Source organism: Dyadobacter sp. CY347 (assembly GCF_021502655.1).
Lineage (GTDB): Bacteria > Bacteroidota > Bacteroidia > Cytophagales > Spirosomataceae > Dyadobacter.
This window is the reverse complement of the sequence record NZ_JAKFFT010000009.1, coordinates 246,966-270,929: the sequence shown is the minus strand read 5'-3', so window position 1 is coordinate 270,929 and position 23,964 is coordinate 246,966. Positions and strand designations below refer to the sequence as shown.

21 protein-coding genes are annotated in these 23,964 nt (G+C 45.4%); 8 read left to right on the top strand and 13 right to left on the bottom strand.

Translation table 11 applies throughout. The features are described from left to right. Positions 1–3 precede the first annotated feature (3 nt). Positions 4–1,323, top strand: a complete 1,320-nt coding sequence (locus L0659_RS22090) for an ammonium transporter (protein ID WP_235128750.1) — start codon at positions 4–6, stop codon at positions 1,321–1,323. Between the two features lie 84 nt (positions 1,324–1,407). Here the strand turns inward: L0659_RS22090 and mtaB are convergent, their stop codons facing one another. After that, positions 1,408–2,739, bottom strand: coding sequence for a tRNA (N(6)-L-threonylcarbamoyladenosine(37)-C(2))-methylthiotransferase MtaB (mtaB, locus tag L0659_RS22085; protein WP_235128749.1), 1,332 nt, complete (start codon positions 2,737–2,739; stop codon positions 1,408–1,410). Positions 2,740–2,776: 37 nt separating this feature from the next. After that, positions 2,777–4,609, bottom strand: a complete 1,833-nt coding sequence (locus L0659_RS22080; RefSeq protein ID WP_235128748.1) for an LTA synthase family protein — start codon at positions 4,607–4,609, stop codon at positions 2,777–2,779. 146 nt (positions 4,610–4,755) lie between these two features. Here L0659_RS22080 and L0659_RS22075 point away from each other — a divergent pair, with 146 nt between their 5' ends. Continuing rightward, a complete protein-coding gene (locus L0659_RS22075) occupies positions 4,756–6,942 on the top strand; it encodes a glutamine synthetase III (RefSeq protein WP_235128747.1) in 2,187 nt (728 codons plus the stop codon). Between the two features lie 39 nt (positions 6,943–6,981). After that, on the top strand, positions 6,982–7,536 hold the full coding sequence (locus L0659_RS22070) for a hypothetical protein (protein WP_235128746.1): 555 nt from the start codon (positions 6,982–6,984) through the stop codon (positions 7,534–7,536). 92 nt (positions 7,537–7,628) lie between these two features. Here L0659_RS22070 and L0659_RS22065 read toward each other — a convergent pair whose 3' ends face one another. Further along, entirely contained in the window at positions 7,629–8,639 is a 1,011-nt protein-coding gene (locus L0659_RS22065) for a glutamine synthetase beta-grasp domain-containing protein (protein ID WP_235128745.1), read from the bottom strand. 395 nt (positions 8,640–9,034) lie between these two features. On the opposite strand from L0659_RS22065, the gene L0659_RS22060 reads away from it, so the two are divergent. The 3 genes from L0659_RS22060 to L0659_RS22050 all read left to right on the top strand — a co-directional run bounded on the left by L0659_RS22060 (position 9,035) and on the right by L0659_RS22050 (position 11,299). Next, on the top strand, positions 9,035–9,745 hold the full coding sequence (locus L0659_RS22060) for a 16S rRNA (uracil(1498)-N(3))-methyltransferase (RefSeq protein WP_235128744.1): 711 nt from the start codon (positions 9,035–9,037) through the stop codon (positions 9,743–9,745). A 14-nt stretch (positions 9,746–9,759) separates the two neighbouring features. After that, positions 9,760–10,437 (top strand): DUF4159 domain-containing protein, encoded by a 678-nt coding sequence (locus L0659_RS22055; RefSeq protein ID WP_235128743.1) that lies wholly within the window; start codon positions 9,760–9,762, stop codon positions 10,435–10,437. Positions 10,438–10,552: 115 nt separating this feature from the next. After that, the gene (locus L0659_RS22050; protein ID WP_235128742.1) at positions 10,553–11,299 is read left to right on the top strand and encodes an acyl-CoA desaturase; all 747 of its coding nucleotides are present in this window, start codon (positions 10,553–10,555) and stop codon (positions 11,297–11,299) included. A gap of 309 nt (positions 11,300–11,608) precedes the next feature. Here L0659_RS22050 and L0659_RS22045 read toward each other — a convergent pair whose 3' ends face one another. From L0659_RS22045 to L0659_RS22025, 5 genes are read right to left on the bottom strand one after another with little or no spacing between them, the layout of a single operon-like run. Next, the gene (locus tag L0659_RS22045; RefSeq protein ID WP_235128741.1) at positions 11,609–12,985 is read right to left on the bottom strand and encodes a HAMP domain-containing sensor histidine kinase; all 1,377 of its coding nucleotides are present in this window, start codon (positions 12,983–12,985) and stop codon (positions 11,609–11,611) included. 3 nt (positions 12,986–12,988) lie between these two features. Continuing rightward, the gene (locus L0659_RS22040) at positions 12,989–13,666 is read right to left on the bottom strand and encodes a response regulator transcription factor (RefSeq protein ID WP_235128740.1); all 678 of its coding nucleotides are present in this window, start codon (positions 13,664–13,666) and stop codon (positions 12,989–12,991) included. Next, positions 13,663–14,196 (bottom strand): 5' nucleotidase, NT5C type, encoded by a 534-nt coding sequence (locus L0659_RS22035; RefSeq protein ID WP_235128739.1) that lies wholly within the window; start codon positions 14,194–14,196, stop codon positions 13,663–13,665. Before L0659_RS22035 ends, L0659_RS22040 begins: the two co-directional genes overlap by 4 nt. Further along, on the bottom strand, positions 14,196–15,503 hold the full coding sequence (locus L0659_RS22030) for a dihydrolipoamide acetyltransferase family protein (RefSeq protein WP_235128738.1): 1,308 nt from the start codon (positions 15,501–15,503) through the stop codon (positions 14,196–14,198). The genes L0659_RS22035 and L0659_RS22030 overlap by 1 nt, the downstream gene beginning before the upstream one ends. A gap of 59 nt (positions 15,504–15,562) precedes the next feature. Beyond that, the gene (locus L0659_RS22025; RefSeq protein WP_235128737.1) at positions 15,563–16,834 is read right to left on the bottom strand and encodes a competence/damage-inducible protein A; all 1,272 of its coding nucleotides are present in this window, start codon (positions 16,832–16,834) and stop codon (positions 15,563–15,565) included. 106 nt (positions 16,835–16,940) lie between these two features. On the opposite strand from L0659_RS22025, the gene L0659_RS22020 reads away from it, so the two are divergent. Both L0659_RS22020 and gldC read left to right on the top strand, forming a co-directional pair. Then, positions 16,941–17,666, top strand: coding sequence for a DUF4197 domain-containing protein (locus L0659_RS22020; protein WP_235128736.1), 726 nt, complete (start codon positions 16,941–16,943; stop codon positions 17,664–17,666). A gap of 57 nt (positions 17,667–17,723) precedes the next feature. Beyond that, complete coding sequence (gene gldC / locus L0659_RS22015) at positions 17,724–18,065, top strand: gliding motility protein GldC (protein WP_235128735.1); 342 nt, start codon at positions 17,724–17,726, stop codon at positions 18,063–18,065. 896 nt (positions 18,066–18,961) lie between these two features. On the opposite strand, the gene L0659_RS22010 is transcribed toward gldC, so the two are convergent. The 5 genes from L0659_RS22010 to L0659_RS21990 form a co-directional block, all read right to left on the bottom strand. Then, positions 18,962–19,315 (bottom strand): MmcQ/YjbR family DNA-binding protein, encoded by a 354-nt coding sequence (locus L0659_RS22010; protein WP_235128734.1) that lies wholly within the window; start codon positions 19,313–19,315, stop codon positions 18,962–18,964. Further along, positions 19,312–19,491 carry a DUF6728 family protein gene (locus L0659_RS22005; RefSeq protein WP_235128733.1) on the bottom strand — a complete coding sequence of 60 codons (180 nt, stop codon included), beginning with the start codon at positions 19,489–19,491 and terminating at the stop codon, positions 19,312–19,314. The genes L0659_RS22010 and L0659_RS22005 overlap by 4 nt, the downstream gene beginning before the upstream one ends. A gap of 33 nt (positions 19,492–19,524) precedes the next feature. Continuing rightward, positions 19,525–21,534 carry a (E)-4-hydroxy-3-methylbut-2-enyl-diphosphate synthase gene (gene ispG / locus L0659_RS22000; protein WP_235128732.1) on the bottom strand — a complete coding sequence of 670 codons (2,010 nt, stop codon included), beginning with the start codon at positions 21,532–21,534 and terminating at the stop codon, positions 19,525–19,527. Positions 21,535–21,608: 74 nt separating this feature from the next. Then, positions 21,609–22,691: a galactokinase family protein gene (locus L0659_RS21995; protein WP_235128731.1), complete on the bottom strand. Its 1,083-nt coding sequence runs from the start codon at positions 22,689–22,691 to the stop codon at positions 21,609–21,611. 3 nt (positions 22,692–22,694) lie between these two features. After that, complete coding sequence (locus L0659_RS21990; RefSeq protein WP_235128730.1) at positions 22,695–23,912, bottom strand: sugar MFS transporter; 1,218 nt, start codon at positions 23,910–23,912, stop codon at positions 22,695–22,697. Positions 23,913–23,964: the final 52 nt, after the last annotated feature.

Below are 23,964 nucleotides of genomic sequence, written 5' to 3'. Positions count from 1 at the left end.
AAAATGGAAAAACGTAATTTCATTCCGCTGATTATCCTGCTGACAATCAGCATTCTCGGTGCCTTCATTCCTAACGTTCCGACTCAGATCGTTACTGAGGGGATCAACTCCGGTGACACAGCATGGTTACTTGTGTCTGCTGCGCTTGTATTGCTTATGACGCCTGGTCTGGCTTACTTCTACGGCGGAATGGTGAATAACAAAAACGTGATTTCGACAATGCTTCAAAGCTTCATCGCAATGGGCGTTATCAGTGTCCTTTGGGTTGTGGTCGGTTTCAGCTTGGCATTTGGTGATGACATTGGCGGATTTATCGGTAACCCAATGACGCACTTTATGTTCAAAGGCGTTTTGGACGGTCCGGTTTGGGGAACGATTCCTTTCGCCTTGTTCGCTATGTTCCAGATGAAATTCGCGGTGATCACACCTGCGCTGGTAACTGGTTCAATGGCTGAGCGCGTTAACTTCCGTTCTTACGTGTTGTTTATCATCTTGTTCTGTATCTTCATTTATTCTCCATTGGCGCACATGACCTGGCATGCGGATGGCATCCTTTTCAAAATGGGTGTGCTTGACTTTGCGGGTGGAACTGTTGTTCACATGTCTGCTGGCTGGGCTGCTTTGGCTGGCGCGCTTTACCTGAAAAGACGTAAGTCACTGTTGGAAGATCATGTTTTGCCTCCTGCTAACATTCCTTTTGTTCTTTTGGGAACAGGTTTACTTTGGTTCGGCTGGTTTGGTTTCAATGCTGGTTCTGCACTTTCCGCTTCTCCTTTGGCAGTTTCCGCTTTCGCTACTACAAATACTGCTGCTGGTGCCGCTGGTCTTTCATGGGTTTTGTTTGATGTTGCAAGAGGTAAAAAAGTGTCGGCACTTGGTTTCTGTATCGGTGCGGTTGTAGGTCTTGTGGCTATCACGCCTGCTGCTGGTTTCGTAACGGTTCCTGCTTCTCTTTTCATCGGAACAATTGCCGCTGTGATCAGTAACTATGTCGCTCACCTGCGCACCCGTTCTACATTGGATGATACATTGGACGTGTTTCCTTGCCACGGTGTAGGCGGTATGGTTGGTATGCTTATGACTGGTGTGTTCGCTACAAGCGGTGTTAACTCACTGGTAACTGATCAAGGTCTTGCTTTTGGTGAAACAACATTGTTCATTAACCACGTGATTGCGCTGGTAGGTGTATCAGTATTCGCATTCGGAGGTTCATTGCTATTGCTTAAAATCACGGATCTGATCTTGCCGCTACGTGTATCTGAATCAGATGAAAAAGCTGGATTGGATGTTAGTCAGCACGATGAGTTTCTTGTAGAAGCGTAATTTTTCTCAACGGTTATAAACATAAAGTCCGCCCAGGGTAAAACCAGGGCGGACTTTTTTGTATCTTAAAACTCAATAAAAAAATCAGATCATTAAAGGCGCAAGCTCCTCTGCTTCGGTTACTTCCATCAAGCCCAGCGCATTGATCTCGCTATAACGGACCGCCTTGGTTTCATTGATCAATAAAGGGTCATACTTAACAGCCACACGGACATAATTGTCTGTAAAACCAAGCATCTGACCGTTCTGTATCTCATCTTCAAACAGCACAAGGCTTTGTTTGTCAATTTGTTGCTCGTAAAAGAATCGTTTTTTCTTTTCTGACAGGATATGCAGCATTTTGGAGCGATCCGCCCTTACATTTTTAGCTACAACCGGCCTGATGTTCAAAGCGGCCGTGTTTTCCCTTTCAGAATAAGTGAATACATGCAGGTAGGAAACATCCAGCTCGTTCAGGAACTGGTAACTTTCTTCGAATAACTGCTGCGTTTCACCCGGATGGCCCACAATAACGTCTACGCCAATGCAGCATTCGGGCATCAGCGATTTGATCTTCGCAACCCGCTCTGCATAAAGCTCGCGTTTGTAACGACGCTTCATCAAGCCCAAAACGGTGTTGGAGCCCGATTGCAGCGGAATGTGAAAATGATGCGCAAATCGCTTCGACCCGGCAACAAATTCAATGATCTCGTCGGTAAGCAGGTTTGGTTCAATCGACGATATGCGGAATCGTAAAATGCCTTCCACTTCATCCAATGCTTTTACCAGATCCAGAAATGTCTCTTTCCGCTCGCCATTTTGTAAACCAAAATCACCAATGTTGACACCTGTTAAAACAATTTCCTTCACATCTCTGGCAGCAATGTCGCGGGCAGCGTTTACAATGTTCGCGATACTGTCCGAACGGCTCTTGCCTCTCGCCAATGGAATGGTGCAGTAGGAGCAAGGGTAATCGCAGCCATCCTGCACTTTCAGGAAAGTGCGGGTTCTGTCATTTAATGAATATGAGGTGTGATATTCGATGGCGTGGTCAATGGTGGAAGCCATCACTTGCGCAGGCTGACCAAGGGGAGTTTTCTCAAATGTATCGATCAGCTCCACCAAACGGAATTTTTCAGCTGCGCCCAAGACTGCGTCCACACCCGGGATTTCCGAGATTTCCTTGGGTTTCAATTGCGCATAGCAGCCGATAATGGCCACGTAACCATCCGCATTGATCTTTTGCGCCTCCCTTACGATCTTGCGGCATTTCTTATCCGCATTTTCGGTAACAGAGCACGTGTTAATGATAAAAATATCAGGTGTTTCGTTAAACTCAACCTTAGTATATCCCTTCTGCTCAAACATGCGGCCTATGGACGATGTTTCGGAATAATTCAGTTTACAGCCTAATGTATAGAAAGCGACTTTTTTCATTGTTTTCAAATATTCTGCAAAATTACACCTTTTAGGCTCAACGCTTTAAATAATCGTTGAAAGAAGACTGTAAATATGCTTTACCCAAATTTTCTTCTTCCGGCGTCAACGCTCCCGATTTCTCGGTAATGTTGCCGCCAATGTTGTCCCGCACCAAAAATCCGCCTGGTTTCATCCAGCCTAAACCATTATTAAAGGCGAAATAGGCAAATGGCGTCCGGTTTTTACCAAATATATCATTGCTCCAGTTAAATGAACCCGAAGACATACGCAACTGGTTCAATAATGTGGCTGCCAGATCTGTCTGCGAGCAGAGCGAATCGACACGAGCGCTTGGTTTTTCAAGCGCCCCGCCCAGCCAGAGCATAGGAATGTGGAATTCGGCAGGTTTTGATTTGTCCGTTTCCGGAAGCGGATGGCCATGATCTGCGATAATGATTACCAATGTATTGTCCCACCAGGATTTGGTTTTCGCTTTTTTGATAAAATCACCGATCGAAGCATCCGTATAATGATGTGCATTTAAAAACAAATGCTCCGGATCATTGCCCTGAATGGCTGTTGCAACGGGCACCTCAAACGGCTCATGGCTGCTTAATGTAAAAAGTGTTGAGAAAAATGGTTGTTTTTGCTTATCCAGGTCACTCAGTAACCGGTTCAAAACAATGTGGTCGTGCGCGCCCCATTTGGAATTCATATCTTTTTGATCAAAATCATTTTTGTCAATGATCCGGTCAAACTCCTGTTGTAAAAAATAGGATTTCATATTGGCAAATTCAGTTTCCCCTCCGTAATAAAAGGAAGTGGACCAGCCGTTTTTATGGAATATTTTGGGCAAAGACGGGAGCGTTGCTGTCTTCTTAGGAATCTTAATAATCGAAGCAGTCGGTTGTGCCGGATAGCCGCTCAATATCGCGACCATTCCCTTATCACTCCGGTTTCCACTCGCATACATTTGTGTAAAAAGTAAACCTTCCTTTGCAAGCTGATCAAACTCAGGCGTCACGTTTTTGACACCATTCAAGCTGCCTACCACTTTGGCTGTAAGGCTTTCCCAGATAATAACCACTACATTAATCTTTCCTTCCTTAACAATCTTTTCCGCTGTGCTGTCGGGCTGATAAAGTGCCTTAACCATCTCGTCAGCCTGCTTCTCTTCGAAATATTTAAATGGGTTTTTCTTTTCGTAAGTCGAATTGATCAGCGAACTCATGTAATTCCAGGGAACATTCACAGCTGCATAATTGGCAAAACTTTTATCACTGAAAAACACGGCGCTTTCATTCATTGGCGCAAGTTGCAGGCCGCCGCGGATGGGGATGATCAGGCTGGCAGTCAAAACAAGAAAAACCGGAATGGTATAAACGAAACCAGTTTTCTGGAATGCAGATGTGCTTCGCTTTATAATTATTTCCAACAGTTTCCAGACCAACACAAAGAGCACCACAAATAACATCAGAAGCGGGACTACCGGCGCGGCACCCATGGACGCGAAGGCTTCTTTGGGTGTTTTTAAGTAATGTAATGATGTCCCGTCAATGCGAAATCCCCACGCCCGGAACAATTCCAGGTCGGTAACAACCAGCAAAACAATTGCAAATGAGACGATGAAACTGTATATAGACAGTGTTTTAGAAAACCAACGCCAATTTTTGGCCGTGAATATGATCAGTAATGTGGGAATCAGGAGGATGTAGCCGGCAAAGGAAATGTCCATTTGTAATCCATGCGTGGAACTGCTAACCCAAAGAGAAGGAGGCAGTTCCAGTGTTTTTTTATAATGGTAAGCAAGGAATATGATCCGGAAAAACTGGAAAAGGATGATCCAGGTGATCCCGTAAAGGGCAATAAATTCTAATCTTTTGCGCATTGTGTCAGAGAGAATTTGCAAAGTTCTGAAAATTGCGCCAACCTGCCGTATGTAATCAGGTTAAATATGAAAATGTCGCCCATAATTGTTGTTCGTACTTTTAAATAAATAATTTTGGGCAGAAATAATATAAATCAAGATATAAAATGACTTTTCGTTCCAAAGCTTTTGAGATTGCTCAAGGCCGGGTTGCTCCCTCACTTACTCCTCCATCAGAAAAAATTACCGACTTGTATGGTAGTAACACTTTCAGCGATGATGTAATGAAAACATTGCTCTCCGCTGAGGCTTACACCAAGATTTCCAACGCAATACGCTCCGGCTCGACTATCGACCGGGAAGTTGCAGACGAAGTTTCAGCGGCAATGAAATCCTGGGCAGTTTCCAAAGGAGCGACGCATTACACGCACTGGTTCCAGCCACTGACCGGAACCACGGCAGAAAAGCACGATTCATTTTTTGACCTGACAATGGACGGAAAAGCCGTCGAAAAATTCAAAGGGAGCGCATTGGTGCAGCAGGAGCCGGATGCGTCGTCGTTCCCCAGCGGCGGCTTGCGGGCAACATTCGAAGCGCGCGGTTACACAGGCTGGGACCCAAGCTCTCCGGCGTTCTTGATGGACAATGGGGCGGGAGGGAAGACCTTATGCATTCCGTCTGTTTTCATTTCATACACAGGCGAAGCGCTGGATTATAAGGCACCATTGCTCAAATCGCTGGTTATGCTGGATAAAGCGGCCACTTCGGTTTGCCAGTTTTTCAATCGTGATGTTGATAAAGTAACACCCACGTTAGGCATCGAGCAGGAATATTTTTTAGTTGATAAAGCCCTTTACTATGCTCGTCCCGACCTGCTAATGGCCGGTAGGACCGTTTTTGGACACAGCCCCGCGCGCGGCCAGCAGCTGGACGACCATTACTTTGGTTCCATATCCCCGCGCGTAAATGCATTCATGGTGGATTTTGAATTCGAAGCATTGAAACTGGGCATTCCTGTGCGGACACGCCACAACGAAGTCGCGCCCGGTCAGTTCGAATGTGCACCGACATTCGAAGAAGTTAATCTCGCCATTGACCACAATGCATTATTGATGGATTTAATGCAGAAAGTGGGAGACAGACACAATTTCCAGGTTCTTTTTCATGAAAAGCCTTTTGCTGGTATCAACGGAAGCGGAAAGCACAATAACTGGTCGCTCTCTACCGACACCGGCATTAACCTGCTTGCACCAACTTCCAAGCCAAAAGAGAACCTACGCTTCCTGACGTTCCTGATGAATGTTGTGAAGGCCGTTCACGATCATGCGGACTTACTTCGTGCATCCATTTCTTCTGCCGGTAATGAGCACAGATTGGGAGCTAACGAAGCACCACCGTCGATTGTATCCGTTTTCCTGGGCAATGAGCTGACCAATATGCTTGAAGAGTTGGTTAATAAGGGCGAGATTACGCTGGAAAAAGGGGAGAATTTTTATTACAAACTCGGCATAACCCGCATTCCGAATTTGCAGCGCGATAACACGGACCGTAACCGCACTTCGCCATTCTGTTTTACAGGAAATAAATTTGAATATCGCGCAGTTGGAAGCTCGCAGAACAGCGCGTCGCCAATGATCGTTTTGAACACCATTGTTGCCAACCAGCTGCTGGAATTTAAGAAAGAAATGGATGAGCGCCTCGCGGCAGGGGAAGAGAAAAAAGTAGCGACAGTGGAAATTCTAAAACGCTATTTTACCGAATCAAAAAACATTCTTTTTGAAGGAAACGGTTATTCTGAGGAATGGGTGGAGGAAGCTAAAAATCGTGGACTGACCAACATCCGTGAAACTTACGAGGCTTTGCACGCGTATAAAACAGAGCGTACCATTGCGGCATTTGAAAGAATGGGCGTGCTTACCTCGCGCGAATTGCATGCACGCTACGAAATTGAACTGGAAAATTATGTGAAGAAATTACAGATCGAATCCCGTGTCATCGGCGATCTTGCATTAAACCACATTGTTTCTACGGTTGTAAAATACCAGTTTAAACTTGCGCAAACGGCCCGGTCGCTGACAGACCTCGAAATGCTGGATGAAGCGGCGCCTATTAAGGAGATCATTAAGGATATTTCGACGCACATTGTCATCATTAAAAAGCTCGTGCATGAAATGACGGAGCAGCGAAAAACAGCCAACAACATTGATGATCTTTACGACAGGGCAAAAATGTACGGCTCAGAAGTGAAGGGTTTCTTTGAAGAGATCAGATATCACGTGGATAAACTGGAATTATTGATCGACGATGAAGACTGGCCTTTGGCAAAATACCGTGAAATGTTATTTTTGGAATAATTTTAAAGCAAACGCTTTATTTAACAAACTATCGAGACTATGAATCCGGGATTTGATCCAGAAGAAATTGAAGTGCTGAAACAAGAATGTAAGGCAGAGCGATCGAGCTTTATACATGTTGAAGACGAACTGGAAGAGGATGAAGAAGACAACAACGAACATGCGCATGTTCAGTTTGTTGGTTTTTATAAGGAAAAGGAAGTGATCTACGACGCGCTGATTTATACATTGAGATTGCACCATTCAACTCTTGTTTATGATGCAGCGCTGGAAAGGCTCAAAAAAGTGATGCCGAATTACGTTTCCCTCGACGAGCGCCCGGAAGATTACGTGGCGGACGACGAGCAAGACGAAGAAGCAGAATTGATGCTGACCGAATTCATCGAGGAAATCGAAGAAAATGAAGAAATCACGGTTCGCGAGCACGTTGAAACAGATGATAAATTCGATTACGGAATCGGGTTGGAAGTTGGTTTGAACAAAACGGAGATCAACGATAAAACGATCAACGATTTCATCATCCGCTTCAACGCCGGCCGCATTCAATTGGATCCGACGCTTTACTCATTCTCAGGAAGCGAAGAGCAGGATTGACCGAAGATCCAATTTTTTAAGCTTCCTGAAAACACAAAAAAACCACTTTTAAGGTGGTTTTTTTGTGTTACTATATTGTGAACCTGCGAATATTATAGCGCAGATTTAACAGTCTTAATGATACGCGCTGCCACTTTGTAAGGATCAGCAGCTGAGTTTGGACGACGATCTTCCAGGTATCCGCTCCATCCTTTTTGAGGAACCAAAACAGGGATACGGAGGGATGCACCACGGTCAGAAACACCGTAGCTGAAATCGTGGATAGAAGCAGTTTCGTGCTTTCCAGTCAAACGAAGGTGGTTATCAGCACCGTAAACTTCAATGTGTTCTTTCACAACCGGACGGAACGATTCGCAAACTTTATCGAAAACCTCTTTGCTGCCCGCAGTTCTCAAAGCTGAGTTTGAGAAGTTAGCATGCATTCCGCTTCCGTTCCAGTCAAGCTCGCCCAAAGGCTTGCAATGCCAGTTGATAGCAACACCATATTTTTCACCGATTCTTTCAAGCAGGTAACGGCCAAGCCAGATCTGGTCACCAGCTTCTTTCGCGCCTTTTGCGAAGATCTGGAATTCCCACTGTCCTGCTGCAACTTCTGCATTGATCCCTTCAACATTCAGACCTGCATCCAGACAAGCGTCCAGGTGCTCCTCAATGATCTCGCGACCGTAAGCGTTCTGAGCGCCTACTGAGCAATAATATGGTCCTTGTGGCGCAGGGTAGCCATTTGCCGGGAAGCCCAATGGCTTGTTTGTATCAATATCCCAAAGGAAATATTCCTGTTCAAAACCGAACCAGAAATCATTGTCATCATCTTCAATCGTCGCACGACCATTGGATACGTGAGCAGTTCCGTCTGCATTAAGCACTTCGCACATAACAAGATATGCATCTCTGCGCAATGGGTCCGGGCAAATGTAAACTGGTTTTAACAAACAGTCAGAAGAACCGCCAAGCGCCTGTTCAGTAGATGAACCATCAAATGACCAGTTGCTGCAATCTTCCAATTTTCCACTGAAATCGCTTTCAATTTTGGTTTTGCTACGTAAACTTTGGGTCGGCTTGTAGCCATCCAACCAAATATATTCCAGCTTGGATTTTGACATAATAGTACTAGATAAAGTGGTGACGAATTATTATAACGGCACAATATTAATGCAAAAATGTATTTCCAAAAAATAAAACCTAAGAAAAATTAACCATACACAGAATATTATTGGGTTTGTGGTAGTATTGTCAGTAAAAGATGTATTATTCTTATAAAACACTCAAAATCGTAATTAAATGGTTCGCGGAAATAATTTTGCAAAAAGTGCAATAGTGTGTTTCATTCAAATAAGTTTTGTGGTAAAATGTTGCGAAAATGCAAAAATTAGGTTTTTGACTATTCGTGGAATAATATAAGCCAACCAAGACGGTTTTGTCTCTGTCGGACGTAAATTTGAGCGTCATTTTGCTTATGTTCGACGGTTCTCTTATCTTATTAATTATTTAATCTCAAATGCACCTATTTTACCAGCCCGATTCGAAAATTTTTGAATTGGATGAAGAAGAGGCCAGGCACAGTTCCAAAGTGCTGCGGCTAGGCTCCGGCGACATTATATATGTGACCAATGGAAAAGGAACATTGCAGAAATGCGTTTTGAATGTTCAGGGAAAGAAGGTGGGTTACGCAGTTTTGGAATCTCAGCAAATCGAAAGACGCCCGTTTGCCGTAAATATGGTGATCGCGCCCACGCGCAAGGCCGAGCGCAACGAATGGATGGTGGAAAAGATGACGGAGATAGGCGTAGAGCGCATTGATTTTGTTATCACAGAACATACCAATACAGATACGATCAATCGCGTGGTAAACCTGACCCGGCTGAACCGGATCGCAGCTGCGGCGATGAAACAGTCTCAACAGCACTATCTGCCTATCATTACGGTGGGCAATCAATATGAGGCATTTGTTAAAGAAGCATCCGATTCTATAAAATTAATTGCCTATGTGCCAGATCATAATAAGGTTGAGCACGTTTTTAGTAAAGTAAAAAAAGGCCAGGGAACAACTTTATTAATAGGACCGGAGGGAGATTTTAGTGAGATGGAAGTTTCAATGGCGCTCGATCATGGCTTTTCAACAGTTTCACTCGGCCCGACCCGTTTGCGGACAGAAACCGCAGCAGTAGCTGGTTGCCACGCCATTAACCTGGCACAGAACATTTTATAAAAGCATTAGTTAGTATGAAACGATCAGTAGTGAGTTTTGGGAAATTTTTAGGGCTGGTCACATTTGTTCTAGTAAGCACCGCAACATTGGCGCAGTCATCATTGAAAATCGCGAAGCTAAAATACGGCGGCGGCGGGGATTGGTATGCAAACAAAACCTCCCTTCCTAACCTGATCAAATTCTGTAATACGGAACTGAAAATGAACATTAACCCCGCGGAAGACGTGGTGGAAGTGGGCAGCCCGGATATTTTTACTTATCCGTTTGTGCATATGACCGGCCATGGCAATGTTGTTTTCAGCGATGCCGAAGCCCAAAACCTCCGTAACTATATGTTATCCGGCGGTTTTCTGCACATTGACGACAATTATGGCCTGGACCAGTTTGTCAGAAGGGAAATGAAAAAGGTTTTTCCTGAGCTTTCTTTTGTGGAACTGCCTTTTGATCATCAGGTTTACCGGATCAAATATGTGTTTCCGGAAGGTTTGCCAAAGGTTCACGAGCACGATGGCAAGCAGCCGCAGGGTTACGGGCTCATCTGGCAAGGCCGGCTGGTTTGTTATTATAGTTATGAAACGGATCTGGGGAATGGCTGGGAAGATCAGAGCGTTTACAATGATCCTGAGGAAATGCGGAGAAAGGCTTTACAAATGGGCGCTAACCTGGTCAGCTATGCCTTTATGATTCTTTAAATTTCGCATCAGGCTATATAAAATAATTCCAAATTAGTTTTCTGAATTTCGGTTTTGTAAGCGCTTAGCCTTACTTTTGTACAAAGTTTAAAATAATATCATTTCATCTCGTTCCATGTATATAGTCCTTATCGTTTTTGTTGTACATTGGTATTTGTCCCTATTCTGTCAAACCTTTTTCCTACATCGCTATTCCGCTCATAAGATGTTCATTATGAGCAAGTCATGGGAGCGGTTCTTCTATTTGCTTACTTATCTTTCCCAAGGATCATCTTATTTAAGTCCAAGAGCTTACGCGATTCTGCATCGCATGCACCACGCTTTCAGCGACACAGAAAAAGATCCGCACTCGCCGCACCACACAAAAAACGTATTTACGATGATGTGGGAAACGAAGAATATTTATAATGCAGTACTAAGCCGCAAGCGTGCGATCGAATCGCAATTCGAAAGAAATTATCCGGAATGGCGTTTCATTGAAAAGTTGGGAGATTCCTGGCTTTCACGCTCCGGCTGGGCATTGCTTTACACCGCTTTCTATATCCTGGCTTACGTTTACCTGGATATGCACTGGGCGTTTTTCTTCTTGTTACCAATACATTTCCTGATGGGCCCGATCCACGGAGCGATTGTAAATTGGAGCGGTCATAAATACGGTTACCAGAATTTTGATAACGAGGACAAGTCGAAGAACTCGTTGATTTTTGACTTCCTAATGATGGGTGAGCTATTCCAAAATAACCACCATAAAAGACCAAATTCGATCAATTTCGGCTCACGCTGGTACGAAGTCGATCCGACTTACCCAGTGATTAAGATGCTGAATAAATTGAAGATTATTGAGATACGAAAGAAGAACTAGTAAGTATCTTGCTACTTGCACTTCGGCTCCGCTCAGGGTGACAGTCAGCTGTTAGTCTGAGCGGAGTTTTTTTTAAGCACATCTAGCGTAATCGAAGTGAAGTATGAAGCCTGTCCTCCTGAGCGTAGTCGAAGGAGGGCGGCCACAAAAAAACTTTGGCAGGTGTGAGATACACCTGCCAAGTTTGCTTATTAACACCACAAAAAATGAAATCCTCTTGAACTGCCGTTTTATCGGCATGTCTTATTGAGACAATACAAATAAATCATACAATACTTAAAAAGGCGTTAATAAAAAGTTAGAATTTGCTTAGAGCTTCGAAAAAATGACGACGAATGTCGTTCCCTTCGATTCATTGGAGTAAATGTTAACATTGCCTGAATGCAGCTTCACAATCCGCTCAACCAGTGAAAGGCCTATCCCGTACCCTTTAATGTTTGCCGTGTTGTCACTCCGGTAAAATGGCTGAAAAACCAGACTCTGATCTTCTTTCGGAATCCCCTTCCCATTATCTGAAAAGCTTAATGTTAACCTTCTTGCAGATGCTTTCAAATTGACATTCACGGTGTGATCGTCTGAAAACTTGCAGGCGTTGTCCATCAGGTTCAGGAATGCTGTTTTAAGCAATGTTGTATTTCCCGTCAGTTCCAGCCAGGTGTCGTCTTCGGGCAAATCGTCGAAATTAAGCTGAATGTTGTAGGAAGGGTTTGCCTGTGCGAGGCCAAGCCGGCAATCCAGCAAAAGATCATCTACACGGATTATTTCTGTGAGCAGATCTTTTTGGTCCTCGCTCACTTTCGCTAGTTCCAACAATGTATTTGAAAGTTGGGCCAACTCCTGAATATCTTCCAAAACGGACCGGATAGTCAGTTGGTAATCAGCCGTGTTGCGCTCTTTCAGCATACTCACTTCGAGTTGCGATCGTATTTTGGTCAAAGGATTTTTGAGCTCATGCGAGACATTGGCCACGAAAATCTTTTGCATCTGGAACGCTGTTTCGATCCGGTCCAGCAGGTTATTGAATGTTGTTGTGAGGCGTCCTATCTCATCTTTTTGGTTCGGAACGTCAAGTCTGGTGTCCAATTTTTGGGGTAAAATTCTTTCCACGGCATTCATAACCTTGGAAATGGGCCGTAATGCTCGTTTTGAGAATATCCAGCCGACAAGCGCAACAATAATGGTCACAATGAAGAACAACACAGTGAGCAGGGTGCTCAGATTGGACAGATTCGCCTGCCCGTACAAATCTTTGGCACCTAACAAAACCACGGCCCGGTTGAACGGATACTTGTAATATAGTCCGACAACCTTATAGTCCCCGTCTGTGTAGCGGATCTGTCCCGCTTTACGGATTTCGTCAAGCCAAAAGTTGGAAACGTGAATGGATTTAGATTGCGGGCTGGACGGGTTGCTATAAATAAGACGGTTCTTTTCATCGAAAATGAATGTGTTCTCGTCGTATATCAGATCGCGGTTTGTTTCATCGAGCGCTTTTAAAACCTCCGTATTCACCTGCGGGACTTTCAGCAAAAGCTCAGCTTGCGACTTCGCTTTGGACCTTAACCGGTCGTAAAAATCCTCATTAACATTGTAATAGGAAAAAAAGTAGATTGCAAGAAACGTGATCAGAAGGATTCCGCTCACCAGCAGGGAAAACTGAACTGTAAGTCTGGTGCGGATTTGCATAATTTACTCTACTTTAAGCACATAGCCCATGCCAAATTGCGTGTGGATCAGTTTGACAGGATAATCCTTATCAATTTTTTTACGAAGATAATTGACATAAACTTCAATCACATTCGTGCCCGTATCAAACCCAATGTCCCAAACCTGCTCCGCAATTTCTACTTTTGAAATCACACGGCCCTGGTTACGGATCAGGTAGACAAGCAAGTTGAATTCCCTTGCCGTAAGATTAATCTTGTTTCCTGACCTATGCACTGTTTTCGCATCCAATGATATTTCCAGATCGGCAAATTTAAGGACCTGCGCGGTGTGGGAAACGGTTGTCCCGCGTTTCGTGAGCGCCCTTACACGCGCAAGAAGTTCTTTAAATTCGAATGGTTTGACCAGATAATCATCCGCGCCAGCATCCAGGCCCGTAACTTTATCATCCGTTGTGCCTAATGCGGTTAACATTAATATCGGCGTTTCATCACCCCAGGTACGGATTTCGCGGCAAAGCTCGATGCCATTAATACCAGGAATGATAATATCGCTAATGATCAACTGATATGTATTATTTTTTGCTAACTGCCTGCCGATCAGACCGTCATATGCAATGTCGACCTCATATCCGTTTTCTTCCAACCCTTGTTTAATGGATTGCAGCGTTTTCGGTTCGTCTTCAATTAATAGTAGTTTCATGCGATAGGTAGGAATAATTCAGAAACATCCTTCCAATTGGAAACACGCTTAAATGAGGTTTCTTTAACATTATGCGGCGCTGTGAAAAGTATGCCCGTTCCTTTGAATGCATTCAGGTTCCGCACATGATCGTCGATCAAATAATCAGATTGGATAATGCTTTTATAACCGCAAAACACAACATTAGTCCAGGGAATAAACGGAAAATGCTTTTTAAGCCATGCAAATTTGTCGTTGAAGGACGTTGGAAATTCCATACAGGCAGTGGCTACAAATATTTCATAAAACTTGGACAGTTTGTAAACCGTTTCAACCGCCCCGTTCATCACTTCAATGTCAGCAAAAAAACCGGGTGTATCAATGATCTTGTGCAGCTTTGCAAGTTGCTTTGGGTGTAAGATGTCCCTGAAAGCGCTTTTTCTCAGCTGTTCTTCGTTATATACTGTTGAAAAATCATTATGCACAATGTTGGCGAGCTTCTTATGTGTGTTCGCCATCACATCGTCCATGTCCAGGGTAAGTCTGAGCATTACATTATAGATCTGTGCGTATCGAAATTTTCCAGGTAATCATTCACACGTTTCAGGAAAAGCCCGCCTAATGAGCCGTCTACAACGCGGTGGTCGTAAGAATGCGAGATAAACATCAGGCTGCGGATGCCAAGCAAATCACCTTGCGGCGTTTCAATCACCGCCGGTTTCTTTTTGATCGCACCGAAAGCCATGATCGCAACCTGCGGCTGCACGATGATCGGCGTTCCCATTAGATTGGCAAATGCACCAATGTTGGAAATCGTGTAAGTTCCGCCAGCCAGGTCATCGGCTTTTAATTTATTTTCACGCGCTCTTTTGGCAAGATCATTCACTTTTCTAGCCAGACCTGGCAAGTCATATTGGTCGGCTCGGTGAATGACAGGAACAATTAAATTTCCATCCGGCAAAGCCACGGCCATACCAATGTTAATTTCCTTTTTCTTAATGATCTTATCGCCATCGATGGAAATGTTGATCATCGGATAATCTTTAATTGCTTTCACGACGGCCTCGATCAAGATCGGGGTGAATGTGATGCTGTCTCCTGTTTTTTTCCGGTATTCGGCTTTCGTATGTTCCCGCCATTGAACAACCGGCGTCATATCAGTCTCGATAAATGAGGTAACGTGCGCCGAAATTCTCTTGGACTCCACCATTCGCTGCGAGATCATCTTCCGCATCCGGTCCATTTCAATGATCTCGTTGCTGCCATTCAGCGAAGTTGCCGCGGGCGCAGGAACGGCAACTTGCTTTTTACGATTATTGAGAAAGGAGAAAATGTCGCTTTTGGTCACCCTGTTTTCCATGCCCGTTCCGGGAATGGTAGCAAGCTCGGTTTCGGTAATGTGCTCTTCACGTGCAATGCTAAGCACGAGCGGGGAATAAAAAGCGTTGTAATCCGGATTACTATGCGCCAAATCCAGGGCGGGTTCCGCCTTTTTGGTCAGCACCTGCTCATATTCTTTTTCCAAAACAGCAGCTGTTGCTTCCACTTCTGGTGCGGATGTAACTGATTCATTATCAGGTTTACTAACCGGTTGCTGATCGCCTTCGTCCACATCATTCTCCACCTCGATCTTTGCGACCGGGCTCCCGATCGGCACAATGTCATTTTCAGCAACAAGCCATTCTGTAAGCACACCCGAAAAAGGGCAGGGCACTTCCGTATCCACTTTATCCGTGGCAACCTCCAAAATCGAATCATCCACCGAAACCTTATCCCCGGCTTTCGCAAGTAAATGAAGTACAGTGCATTCCATAATGCTTTCGCCCATTGGAGGCATTACCATTTCAACTATTTTCATAACTGGTTTCTTTCATTCCCGACAGCCCATTTCGCTGCCGAATGTATTAAATGATTTTCTCAACCCTTAATGGCAAGATTTGTTTTCAAAATGGTTTTCCGCAACAAATTCAATGCATAGGAAGAGGTGAGTTCTATATTGATCTTGCGGTTGTTGCGTAAAGTGAGCAACTGGGTAAATGTCTCGTCCGGTGTCGCGCAGCCGATCCACACGGTTCCGACCGGTTTTTCAGCTGTGCCGCCATCCGGTCCTGCTATGCCCGTTGTAGAGATCGCGAATGTCGTGTTCAGGACTTTGCGGGCGCCTTCGGCCATTTCACGTGCAGTCTGCTCGCTCACCGCCCCGAATGTTTCCAATGTCTGAGGTGAGACGCCTAAAACATTCATTTTCACCTCATTGCTGTAACTCACCACGGACCCTTCAAAATATCGGGACGCGCCGGGGACATTCGTGATCTGATTGGCTACAAAACCGCCCGTGCAACTTTCTGCGGTCCCTACCGTAGCCTGGTTCCGGATTAGTAACGATCCTACGACCGTTTCCAGTTCATCATTGTCAAACCCGAAAACCCACTCTTCAATGTAAGGCATCAGCGATGCAACCTGCTCTGCCAGATCAGCATCGAGCTGATTTTGGTCCGTTCCTGTTCCCGTCAGACGCAGCTTAACTTGACCAAAATGAGGAAGATAAGCCAATTTTATGTGTTCCGGAAGGGCGTCTTCCCAAGGTGCGATCGTCTCGGCCAGAAAGGATTCTCCTATGCCGATCGTCCGAACCGATTTATGTTGAATAATATTGGAAACAAACTTTGCTTTCAGCCTGGGAAGGATCTCAAATTCCATCAGGCTCTTCATTTCGTATGGAACGCCGGGCAGCGAAACGTAGACTACATTGTTTTTTTCAAACCACATTCCGGGCGCTGTTCCCCAAAGGTTTGGAATGTAAGTACAATTTTTGGGAAGTGCTGCCTGCTGAATGTTCAGCTCGGTCATGGCGCGGCCGCGTTTCGCAAAAAACGCAGTGATCAGTTCCAGCGCTTCCTGGTTGATTTCCAGTTCAGTCCCAAAATATTCGCAAAATGTATGCTTGGTAATGTCATCCCGGGTAGGGCCAAGGCCACCCGTCACTATAATAACGTCCACCCGCTGACTGGCCGCCGAGAAGGCATCCAGGATGTCGGCCTTATTGTCACCAACCGAAGTCTTTCTGACCGGACGGATGCCAATATCAGTGAGTTGAGCGCCAATCCATTGCGTATTTGTATCCGTAATTTGTCCAAAAAGAATTTCATCACCGATCGTTAATATTTCAGCCCGGATTAAGGGAACCATAGTTTGGAATTGGTTGAATGAGACCGTTATTTTCCCAAAAATAAGTAAAATTAATCGTTATTGAGTACGTTTAAGGCGTAGTCAGAATTTAACAAACACAATCGTAATGAATCACAAAATCTTAGCAATAATATTATTTTCGCTCATAACAGGCACTAATTCGCAGGCACAGTTCAACTTAGGAAAAGTGCTGGATAAGGTGAGCGGAAAAGGAGACGGGCTCGGTGAAAATGAGATCGTGTCGGGTTTAAAAGAAGCCCTGAATGTCGGGATTAGCAACGGTTCCGCGGAAGCTTCCAAAATGGATGGTTTTTTCAAAAATGAATTAATCAAAATCGCCGTTCCGCCGGAAGCGCAGAAGGTCGCTGAGACATTGCGGAAAATGGGACTTGGCGATCAGGTTGATAAATTTACATTGTCGCTGAACCGCGCTGCGGAAGACGCCGCAAAAAAATCAAAGCCGATTTTCGTAAAAGCCATCACTTCCATGACTGTGCCGGATGCATTAGGCATTTTGAAAGGGCAAGATGATGCTGCTACCCAGTATTTAAAGAAAACTACAAACGAAGATTTGTACGCAACCTTTTTCCCGGTTGTCGATTCAACACTGAACCTGAACAAAGCGACCGATTATTATAAAGAGATCGTCGATACTTACAACAAAATCCCGCTGGTGAAAAAAGTGAACCCGGATTTGAAAGGTTATGCGACCCAGAAGACGATTGACGGACTATATGTGCTGATCGCGCAGGAAGAAAAAAAGATCCGCGAAGACCCGAAAGCAAGGGTAACCGATTTGTTAAAAAAGGTGTTTAAGCAGGCAGCAAAGTAATTTCAGAACTATAAATTTCACCGAATGGTTACTTTTGTCTAAATATTAACACCTCATATGAAAAAATCGGAAATACATTTTAGCGTTGAACTCGACGACAAGAACATACCTGAAAAGATTTTTTGGAATGCAACCGACAATCCCAACGAAGGCATCAACGACACCCGCGCCATCGCCATCGCTGTTTGGGACCATTACCACCGCGGCACATTAAAAATCGACCTTTGGACAAAGGACATGGAAGTCTTCGAAATGAAACGCTTCTACATCGAACTCATGAGCGGAATAGCCGACACGCTACTGACAGCCACCAATGACAACATCATGGCAGATGCCATTGAAGGCGTTTGCGAAACACTGAGTAAGAAGTTGGATGAAGAGATGAAGGCCGCGAAGTAGTTTTTCGCACGGCGTATTGGCGGGATTAGGCGTTGTTGCTCTGACCACCCGGCGATCCGGTACGTTCAGACTGACGGGGCGTTGATGCTCGATAGGGCGTTGGGGATGTGTCTTCGACTCCGCTCAGACTGACAGGGCGTTTTGACTCGTTTTGGCGTCGGGGATGTGTCTTCGGCCGGCCGGCGATCCGGTACGCTCAGACTGACAGGGCGTTGTTGCTCGTTAATGCGTTGTGGTTCGTGAGTGCGTCGGTGATGTGTCTTCGGCCGGCCGGCGATCCGGTGCGCTCAGACTGACAGGGCGTTGTTGCTCGTTAAGGCGTTGGGGTCCGTGAGTGCGTCGGGGATGTGTCTTCGGCCGGCCGGCGATCCGGTGCGCTCAAACTGCCAGGGCGTTGTTGCTCGTTAAGGCGTTGGGGTCCGTGAGTGCATCGGGGATGTGTCTTCGGCTCCGCTCAGACTGACAGTAGCTTATTTCGATATTGTTAATGTCTCGTCCGACCTGTCACACTTACCTTAGTCGAAGTGCTAGTACAATGCTCTATTCCCAGCACCTGTCACCCTGAGCGGAGTCAAAGTGCCAGCACAATGCACATGTCGAGCACCTTGTCACACTGAGCGTAGTCGAAGTGCAAGCACAATGCTCTATTCCCAGCACCTGTCACTCTGAGCGCACTGGATCGCCGGCCGGCCGAAGTGCCAGCACAAAGCTCAGTTCCATACCCTGTCACCCTGAGCGGAGTCGAAGGGCAAGCACAACGCTCAATTCCAGCCCCTGTCAGCCTAAGCGCACCGGATCGCCGGCCGGCCGAAGCGCCAGCACAATGCACACGTCGAGCACCTGTCACACTGAGCATACCGGATCGCCGGCCAGCCGAAGGCCTAGCACAACACTACTTATCCAGCCAACTCCGCCTGGTCTTTCTTGGGCAAACTCTTCACAATCAGATCATAAGAATCCTTTACCCATTCAAATAACGTCTCACTTGGGATGTTACCGGTTACGTAAACCGTGTTCCAGTGCTTTTTATTCATATGATATCCGGGCTTTACGTCCGGATATTTTTCTCGGAGTTCTTCGGCTTTTTCGGGGTCACATTTGGCGTTGAACTGGTGGGACGCTGAGTCCATTGGGGTGAGCAGGAACACTTTGCCTTTTACTTTAAAGACCAGTGTATCAGGACCGAATGGTAGTTCTTCGATTACGCCCGGCAATGCCAGACAGTAATCTCTCAGCGATTCTAAATTCATCGTGTCAATGCTCTAACGATCATTACAATAACGCAAATCAGGAACATGATGATGGAAATTTTGTTGATCCCATGCATCATGCGCAGGTTAAAGGAATCGGGGGCATTAGGATCCCTTTTTTTGAAGACGCGGATGAAATAGCCAAACACGTCGCCTAACTGAAAGTATCTTTTCATAAAATTTACTGATTGCTGTCTTAACCAACCCTACTAAACCAATATTTCCCGCTCGTCCGGCTCAATCCAGCGGCCGTCTTCACGGATTAAGCCAATCAATTCTTCCACGGCCTTTGCCGCTGTAACCGATCTCTTGATCACTTCCTGACCACGATATAAAGCAATTTTATCTTTTCCCATACCCACATAACCGTAATCCGCGTCTGCCATTTCACCTGGGCCATTTACGATGCAGCCCATAATGCCGATTTTTACGCCTTTCAAATGTTCGGTATGTTTGCGGATCATTGCGGTGGTTTCCTGCAAATCGAAAAGGGTTCTGCCGCAGGATGGACAGGAAATGTATTCCGTTTTCGACATCCTGGTTCTTGCTGCCTGCAAAATGCCGAAAGCAATGCTGTTGAACGAGGCAGCAGACTTTAATTTTTCAGCGTGAACCTGATGTTCCGGAAATGTGGGTTGCAGTAATACGCCATCTCCAAAACCGTCTACAAGCAAACCACCAATGTCCGTGGCTGAATATAATGTGAGTTCATCGCCAAGATCCGTTGCGTAATAGCGCTGCACAACTACGGGAACCTTAATGCCTTTTTCAACCAGTTTATAGAAAAAACGGCGAAGCTCGGGCATTGCGTGGGCGTTGTCAGTATGAATTAGAAGAACAATATTCGTCGAGAATCTGATGCTTTCAAGAAGCGAATTGTCGAGCGTGTGAATGTTTCCTTTGATGAAATTCAGCTGTGTGGAAACGTTTATTTTATCGGCTTCAAGCCATTCTTCGGCCCCAAAAAGAGGGAATTTGTTGACTGCGTTCTCGTGCGTGAGCCATTGCTCATAATCCAGGATTTCACGCAGTCCATTCGGTAACATGAACGGCAAAGGATTTTTTCCTGAATAGATAAAATCAGCTCCCTGATCATTCATTGCCCACTTATCTGGCACAGGCAAAAAGAAATGTCCGATGCTTTTCAGGTCGTCGAGCTGCGTTACTTCTATATTGGAATAATCCGCGATAACACGTGGCACATTCAAGTGCCCGATGTTGTAAACTTCCTGAGTATCCCGTCGTGTATATTGGAATGGATTGATCGGGCAGGATTCTACAGGTTCAATGTAATCATGAGGGGTGCGATTGGCGTAGCGCTGGATTAATGCGCGTGCCACAGGTGCTTCTTTCTCAGGTGCTTCCGTCAGTGAAACCCTTACCGTATCACCAAGCCCATCTTCCAACAAGGTGCCGATTCCCACGGCCGATTTGATCCGGCCATCTTCTGCTTCGCCGGCTTCCGTAACGCCGAGATGCAGCGGGTAAGGCTTCAAACCTTCTTCATCCAAGCGCTGCACGAGCAAACGATAAGCTTCCACCATCACCTGCGTGTTGCTGGATTTCATGGAAAGCGCAATGTTGAAATAATTGAACTCCTCACAGATCCGCAAAAATTCCAGTGCAGATTCCACCATGCCCAGCGGCGTGTCGCCATAACGGCTTAAAATCCGGTCGGATAGGGAACCGTGGTTGGTACCAATGCGCATGGCGGTGCCATATTCCTTGCATATGCGCACGAGCGGGATAAATTTTTCACGAATTCTTTCCAGCTCCGCAGCATAAGAAGCGTCCGTGTAATCGATCACTTCGAAACGCTTGCGGTCGGCGTAGTTTCCGGGGTTAATCCTAACTTTTTCTACGATCCTCGCCGCTAACTCAGCCGCGTTGGGTGTAAAATGTATATCAGCAATCAAAGGAACATTAATGCCAACTTTGCGCAGGCCGTTCCGGATGTTTTCAAGATTCTGCGCTTCCTTTACACTAGGCGCCGTAATGCGCACATATTCACAGCCCGAATCCACCATTCTGATCACTTCATCAATGGAGCCTTGCGTATCCATCGTGTCCACGGTCGTCATCGACTGGACGCGAATGGGATAATCGGAACCCATGGGAAGGTCGCCGATATTGATTGTGATGGTCTTTCGCCTGTTATATGCTGTCAGTGAGGGACAGTAAAGATTTGTTGTTTTTTCAGAAGCTGTAACTACTGCCATGGAGTTGTTATTATTATTGGCAAAGGTCTTAAAACAAAAACACAATCGGAATTACAATCGTGCATTTTAATGCCTCAGTTTTCGATCCGTGTTCCTGAATCAACGGTGATAATGTAACTTTTTCCACCTTCTTTTTCAATGGCTTCTGCTACTTCTTCGGCCCTGGTCGGCGCATATGCAAACATGCAACCGCCGCCGCCCGAACCATTGATTTTCCCGCCCAATGCGCCCACAGATAATGCAGCATTCATCATGCGTTCGATTTTCGGCGTTGAGGTCCGTTTGTGGTCGCGCAGGTTTTTGTAATGTTTGTAAAGAAGACCACCGAATTTTTTGTCAAAAACTTCATCGACGGGGCTGTTAACACTTTGGTTTAATAAGGCTTTCCCCTCAATGAGAATATCGCGATCTTCCAGATTGGCTTTCAAAAGGCTCAGCTCGTCATCGGTAAGCTGCGCTTTATAGTCACTCCATTTGTCATAAGGTGTGGTGAAAATGGAAAATTCGGGGTCGTAGTTAGTGACTTTTTTAATCACATCTTCCATTCCATAACGGCATCTTGCGAGGATTCCCAATGTGTCCTTTGCTTCCAAAGAATCGCCTAACACGAATGTTCCTAATGTGGGCGTCAGCGCTTCGACATGGATGATGGGGGTTGATTCGAGATAAATCACATTGCCGATAGCCGTTGAATAATGATCCATCATCCCACCGGGCTCCCCAAATTCAAGCACTTCCGCCGCGTTGGCTATCTCACCGAGTTCCTTTTGAGAAAAACCAACGGGGTTATCGCTCATTTTATCCAGAAAGTGCGCCCAGGAGACAATCAGTGCAGAGGAGCTGGATGTCCCGGAATTGATCGGAATGTTACCTTGGATTACACATTCAAAACCTTTTGAAAATGATAAACCTTTTCGTTTTAAAATATTAATGGTGCTGCGGAAATAATCCCGCTGCACCACGTATGGAAATGTATCTTGAAGTGAAAATTCCTCTTTCAGCCCGAGATCGGGCAAATGCAGGATGATCTTATTGTCATCGCGGTAATGTCCGTCGATGCTGATCCTGCGCGAAATGGCTGCTGCAATAACAGGTAATCCTAGATAATCCTGATGTTCACCAAATAAACATATACGGCCCGGAGTCGAAATCCTCATGAACTACCAGCTTTTCTTTTTATGGCCAATCAGACCGAAATAAAGGATAAACATATATAATGGAACCATGATCCAATAGGCCTGCTGTTCGTTTTTGATGGAATCCGCAATGCCGCCATAAATCAATGGCATCACCGCACCACCGGAAATTCCCATCACCAGTAACGCAGATGCAATTTTAGTAAACTTACCTAACCCGCTCAAAGCCAAAGGCCATAATGCCGGCCAGATCACCGCATTGGCAAAACCTAAAATGGCAATGCAAATGACAGAAGCAAAACCTGTCGTGAAGATCGCAGCAATGGTCACCACCATTCCCAGAACGGCCGAAAACATGAGATATGCTTGTTGAGATACGTATTTAGGAATTAATACAATGCCTAAAATGTAGCCAAACATCATTCCGCCCAATGTATATGTTCCAAAAAGTCTCGCTTCCTCTTCCGCAAAGCCCAGCGAAACGCCATAGTTAATAATAGTATCACCGGCAATAACTTCAACACCGACATAACAGAACAAGGCAATCACCCCCAACACAAGGTTAGGAAACTGGAAAACGCTCGTTTTTTCAACAACAGGCAATGTCCCAACCGGCGCTTCCTCTTCCTCGCTTACTTCAACCAGACCTTTTGACATACGGATCAAAATTGCCAGACCAACCAAAACGGCCGTCAGAACGAGATACGGAACAACCACTTTGTCCAGTTCTTCTTGTGGATCTGTTGAGCTTGCGCCCGACAGAAGCAATTTACCAATGATCACCTGGCTCAAAATCCCTGCTGATTTATTGGCAATTCCCATAATACTGATCCGTTGTGCTGCACTTTCGCGAGGCCCGAGGATCGTTGCGTATGGGTTGGAAGATGTTTGTAAAACAGTCAGACCGATCCCGATTGTGAAAAGACCAACCAGAAATACGGGGTAGGATGCCATTTCAGCGGCTGGAATGAAGATCAATGTTCCTGCAGCCATTACAAGCAATGCCAGCGACATTCCGTTTTTGAAACCTGTCTTTTTTACAACGTACGAGCAAGGGATCGCCATGACCGTGTAGGATATAAAGAAGGCGAATGTCACCAGATAGGAGCTGGTGTTGTCAAGGGAAAATGCTTTTTTGAAAAATGTAATCAAGGTGCCGTTTACCCAAGTGATGAAACCCATCACAAAGAATATAACGCCAATCATAAAGAGAGGGCCAAGGTAGCTGTTCTTGTTGTTCATTTAGGTTAAAATTAATTGGTCAGGGTTATGCAGTTTAAAATGAAAAATGAGA

Bases quoted from the DNA above. Each gene is read 5' to 3' on its own strand.
- L0659_RS22090 (WP_235128750.1), top strand. From the start codon at position 4: ATGGAAAAACGTAATTTCATTCCGCTGATTATCCTGCTGACAATCAGC.
- mtaB (WP_235128749.1), bottom strand. From the start codon at position 2,739: ATGAAAAAAGTCGCTTTCTATACATTAGGCTGTAAACTGAATTATTCC.
- L0659_RS22080 (WP_235128748.1), bottom strand. From the start codon at position 4,609: ATGCGCAAAAGATTAGAATTTATTGCCCTTTACGGGATCACCTGGATC.
- L0659_RS22075 (WP_235128747.1), top strand. From the start codon at position 4,756: ATGACTTTTCGTTCCAAAGCTTTTGAGATTGCTCAAGGCCGGGTTGCT.
- L0659_RS22070 (WP_235128746.1), top strand. From the start codon at position 6,982: ATGAATCCGGGATTTGATCCAGAAGAAATTGAAGTGCTGAAACAAGAA.
- L0659_RS22065 (WP_235128745.1), bottom strand. From the start codon at position 8,639: ATGTCAAAATCCAAGCTGGAATATATTTGGTTGGATGGCTACAAGCCG.
- L0659_RS22060 (WP_235128744.1), top strand. From the start codon at position 9,035: ATGCACCTATTTTACCAGCCCGATTCGAAAATTTTTGAATTGGATGAA.
- L0659_RS22055 (WP_235128743.1), top strand. From the start codon at position 9,760: ATGAAACGATCAGTAGTGAGTTTTGGGAAATTTTTAGGGCTGGTCACA.
- L0659_RS22050 (WP_235128742.1), top strand. From the start codon at position 10,553: ATGTATATAGTCCTTATCGTTTTTGTTGTACATTGGTATTTGTCCCTA.
- L0659_RS22045 (WP_235128741.1), bottom strand. From the start codon at position 12,985: ATGCAAATCCGCACCAGACTTACAGTTCAGTTTTCCCTGCTGGTGAGC.
- L0659_RS22040 (WP_235128740.1), bottom strand. From the start codon at position 13,666: ATGAAACTACTATTAATTGAAGACGAACCGAAAACGCTGCAATCCATT.
- L0659_RS22035 (WP_235128739.1), bottom strand. From the start codon at position 14,196: ATGCTCAGACTTACCCTGGACATGGACGATGTGATGGCGAACACACAT.
- L0659_RS22030 (WP_235128738.1), bottom strand. From the start codon at position 15,503: ATGAAAATAGTTGAAATGGTAATGCCTCCAATGGGCGAAAGCATTATG.
- L0659_RS22025 (WP_235128737.1), bottom strand. From the start codon at position 16,834: ATGGTTCCCTTAATCCGGGCTGAAATATTAACGATCGGTGATGAAATT.
- L0659_RS22020 (WP_235128736.1), top strand. From the start codon at position 16,941: ATGAATCACAAAATCTTAGCAATAATATTATTTTCGCTCATAACAGGC.
- gldC (WP_235128735.1), top strand. From the start codon at position 17,724: ATGAAAAAATCGGAAATACATTTTAGCGTTGAACTCGACGACAAGAAC.
- L0659_RS22010 (WP_235128734.1), bottom strand. From the start codon at position 19,315: ATGAATTTAGAATCGCTGAGAGATTACTGTCTGGCATTGCCGGGCGTA.
- L0659_RS22005 (WP_235128733.1), bottom strand. From the start codon at position 19,491: ATGAAAAGATACTTTCAGTTAGGCGACGTGTTTGGCTATTTCATCCGC.
- ispG (WP_235128732.1), bottom strand. From the start codon at position 21,534: ATGGCAGTAGTTACAGCTTCTGAAAAAACAACAAATCTTTACTGTCCC.
- L0659_RS21995 (WP_235128731.1), bottom strand. From the start codon at position 22,691: ATGAGGATTTCGACTCCGGGCCGTATATGTTTATTTGGTGAACATCAG.
- L0659_RS21990 (WP_235128730.1), bottom strand. From the start codon at position 23,912: ATGAACAACAAGAACAGCTACCTTGGCCCTCTCTTTATGATTGGCGTT.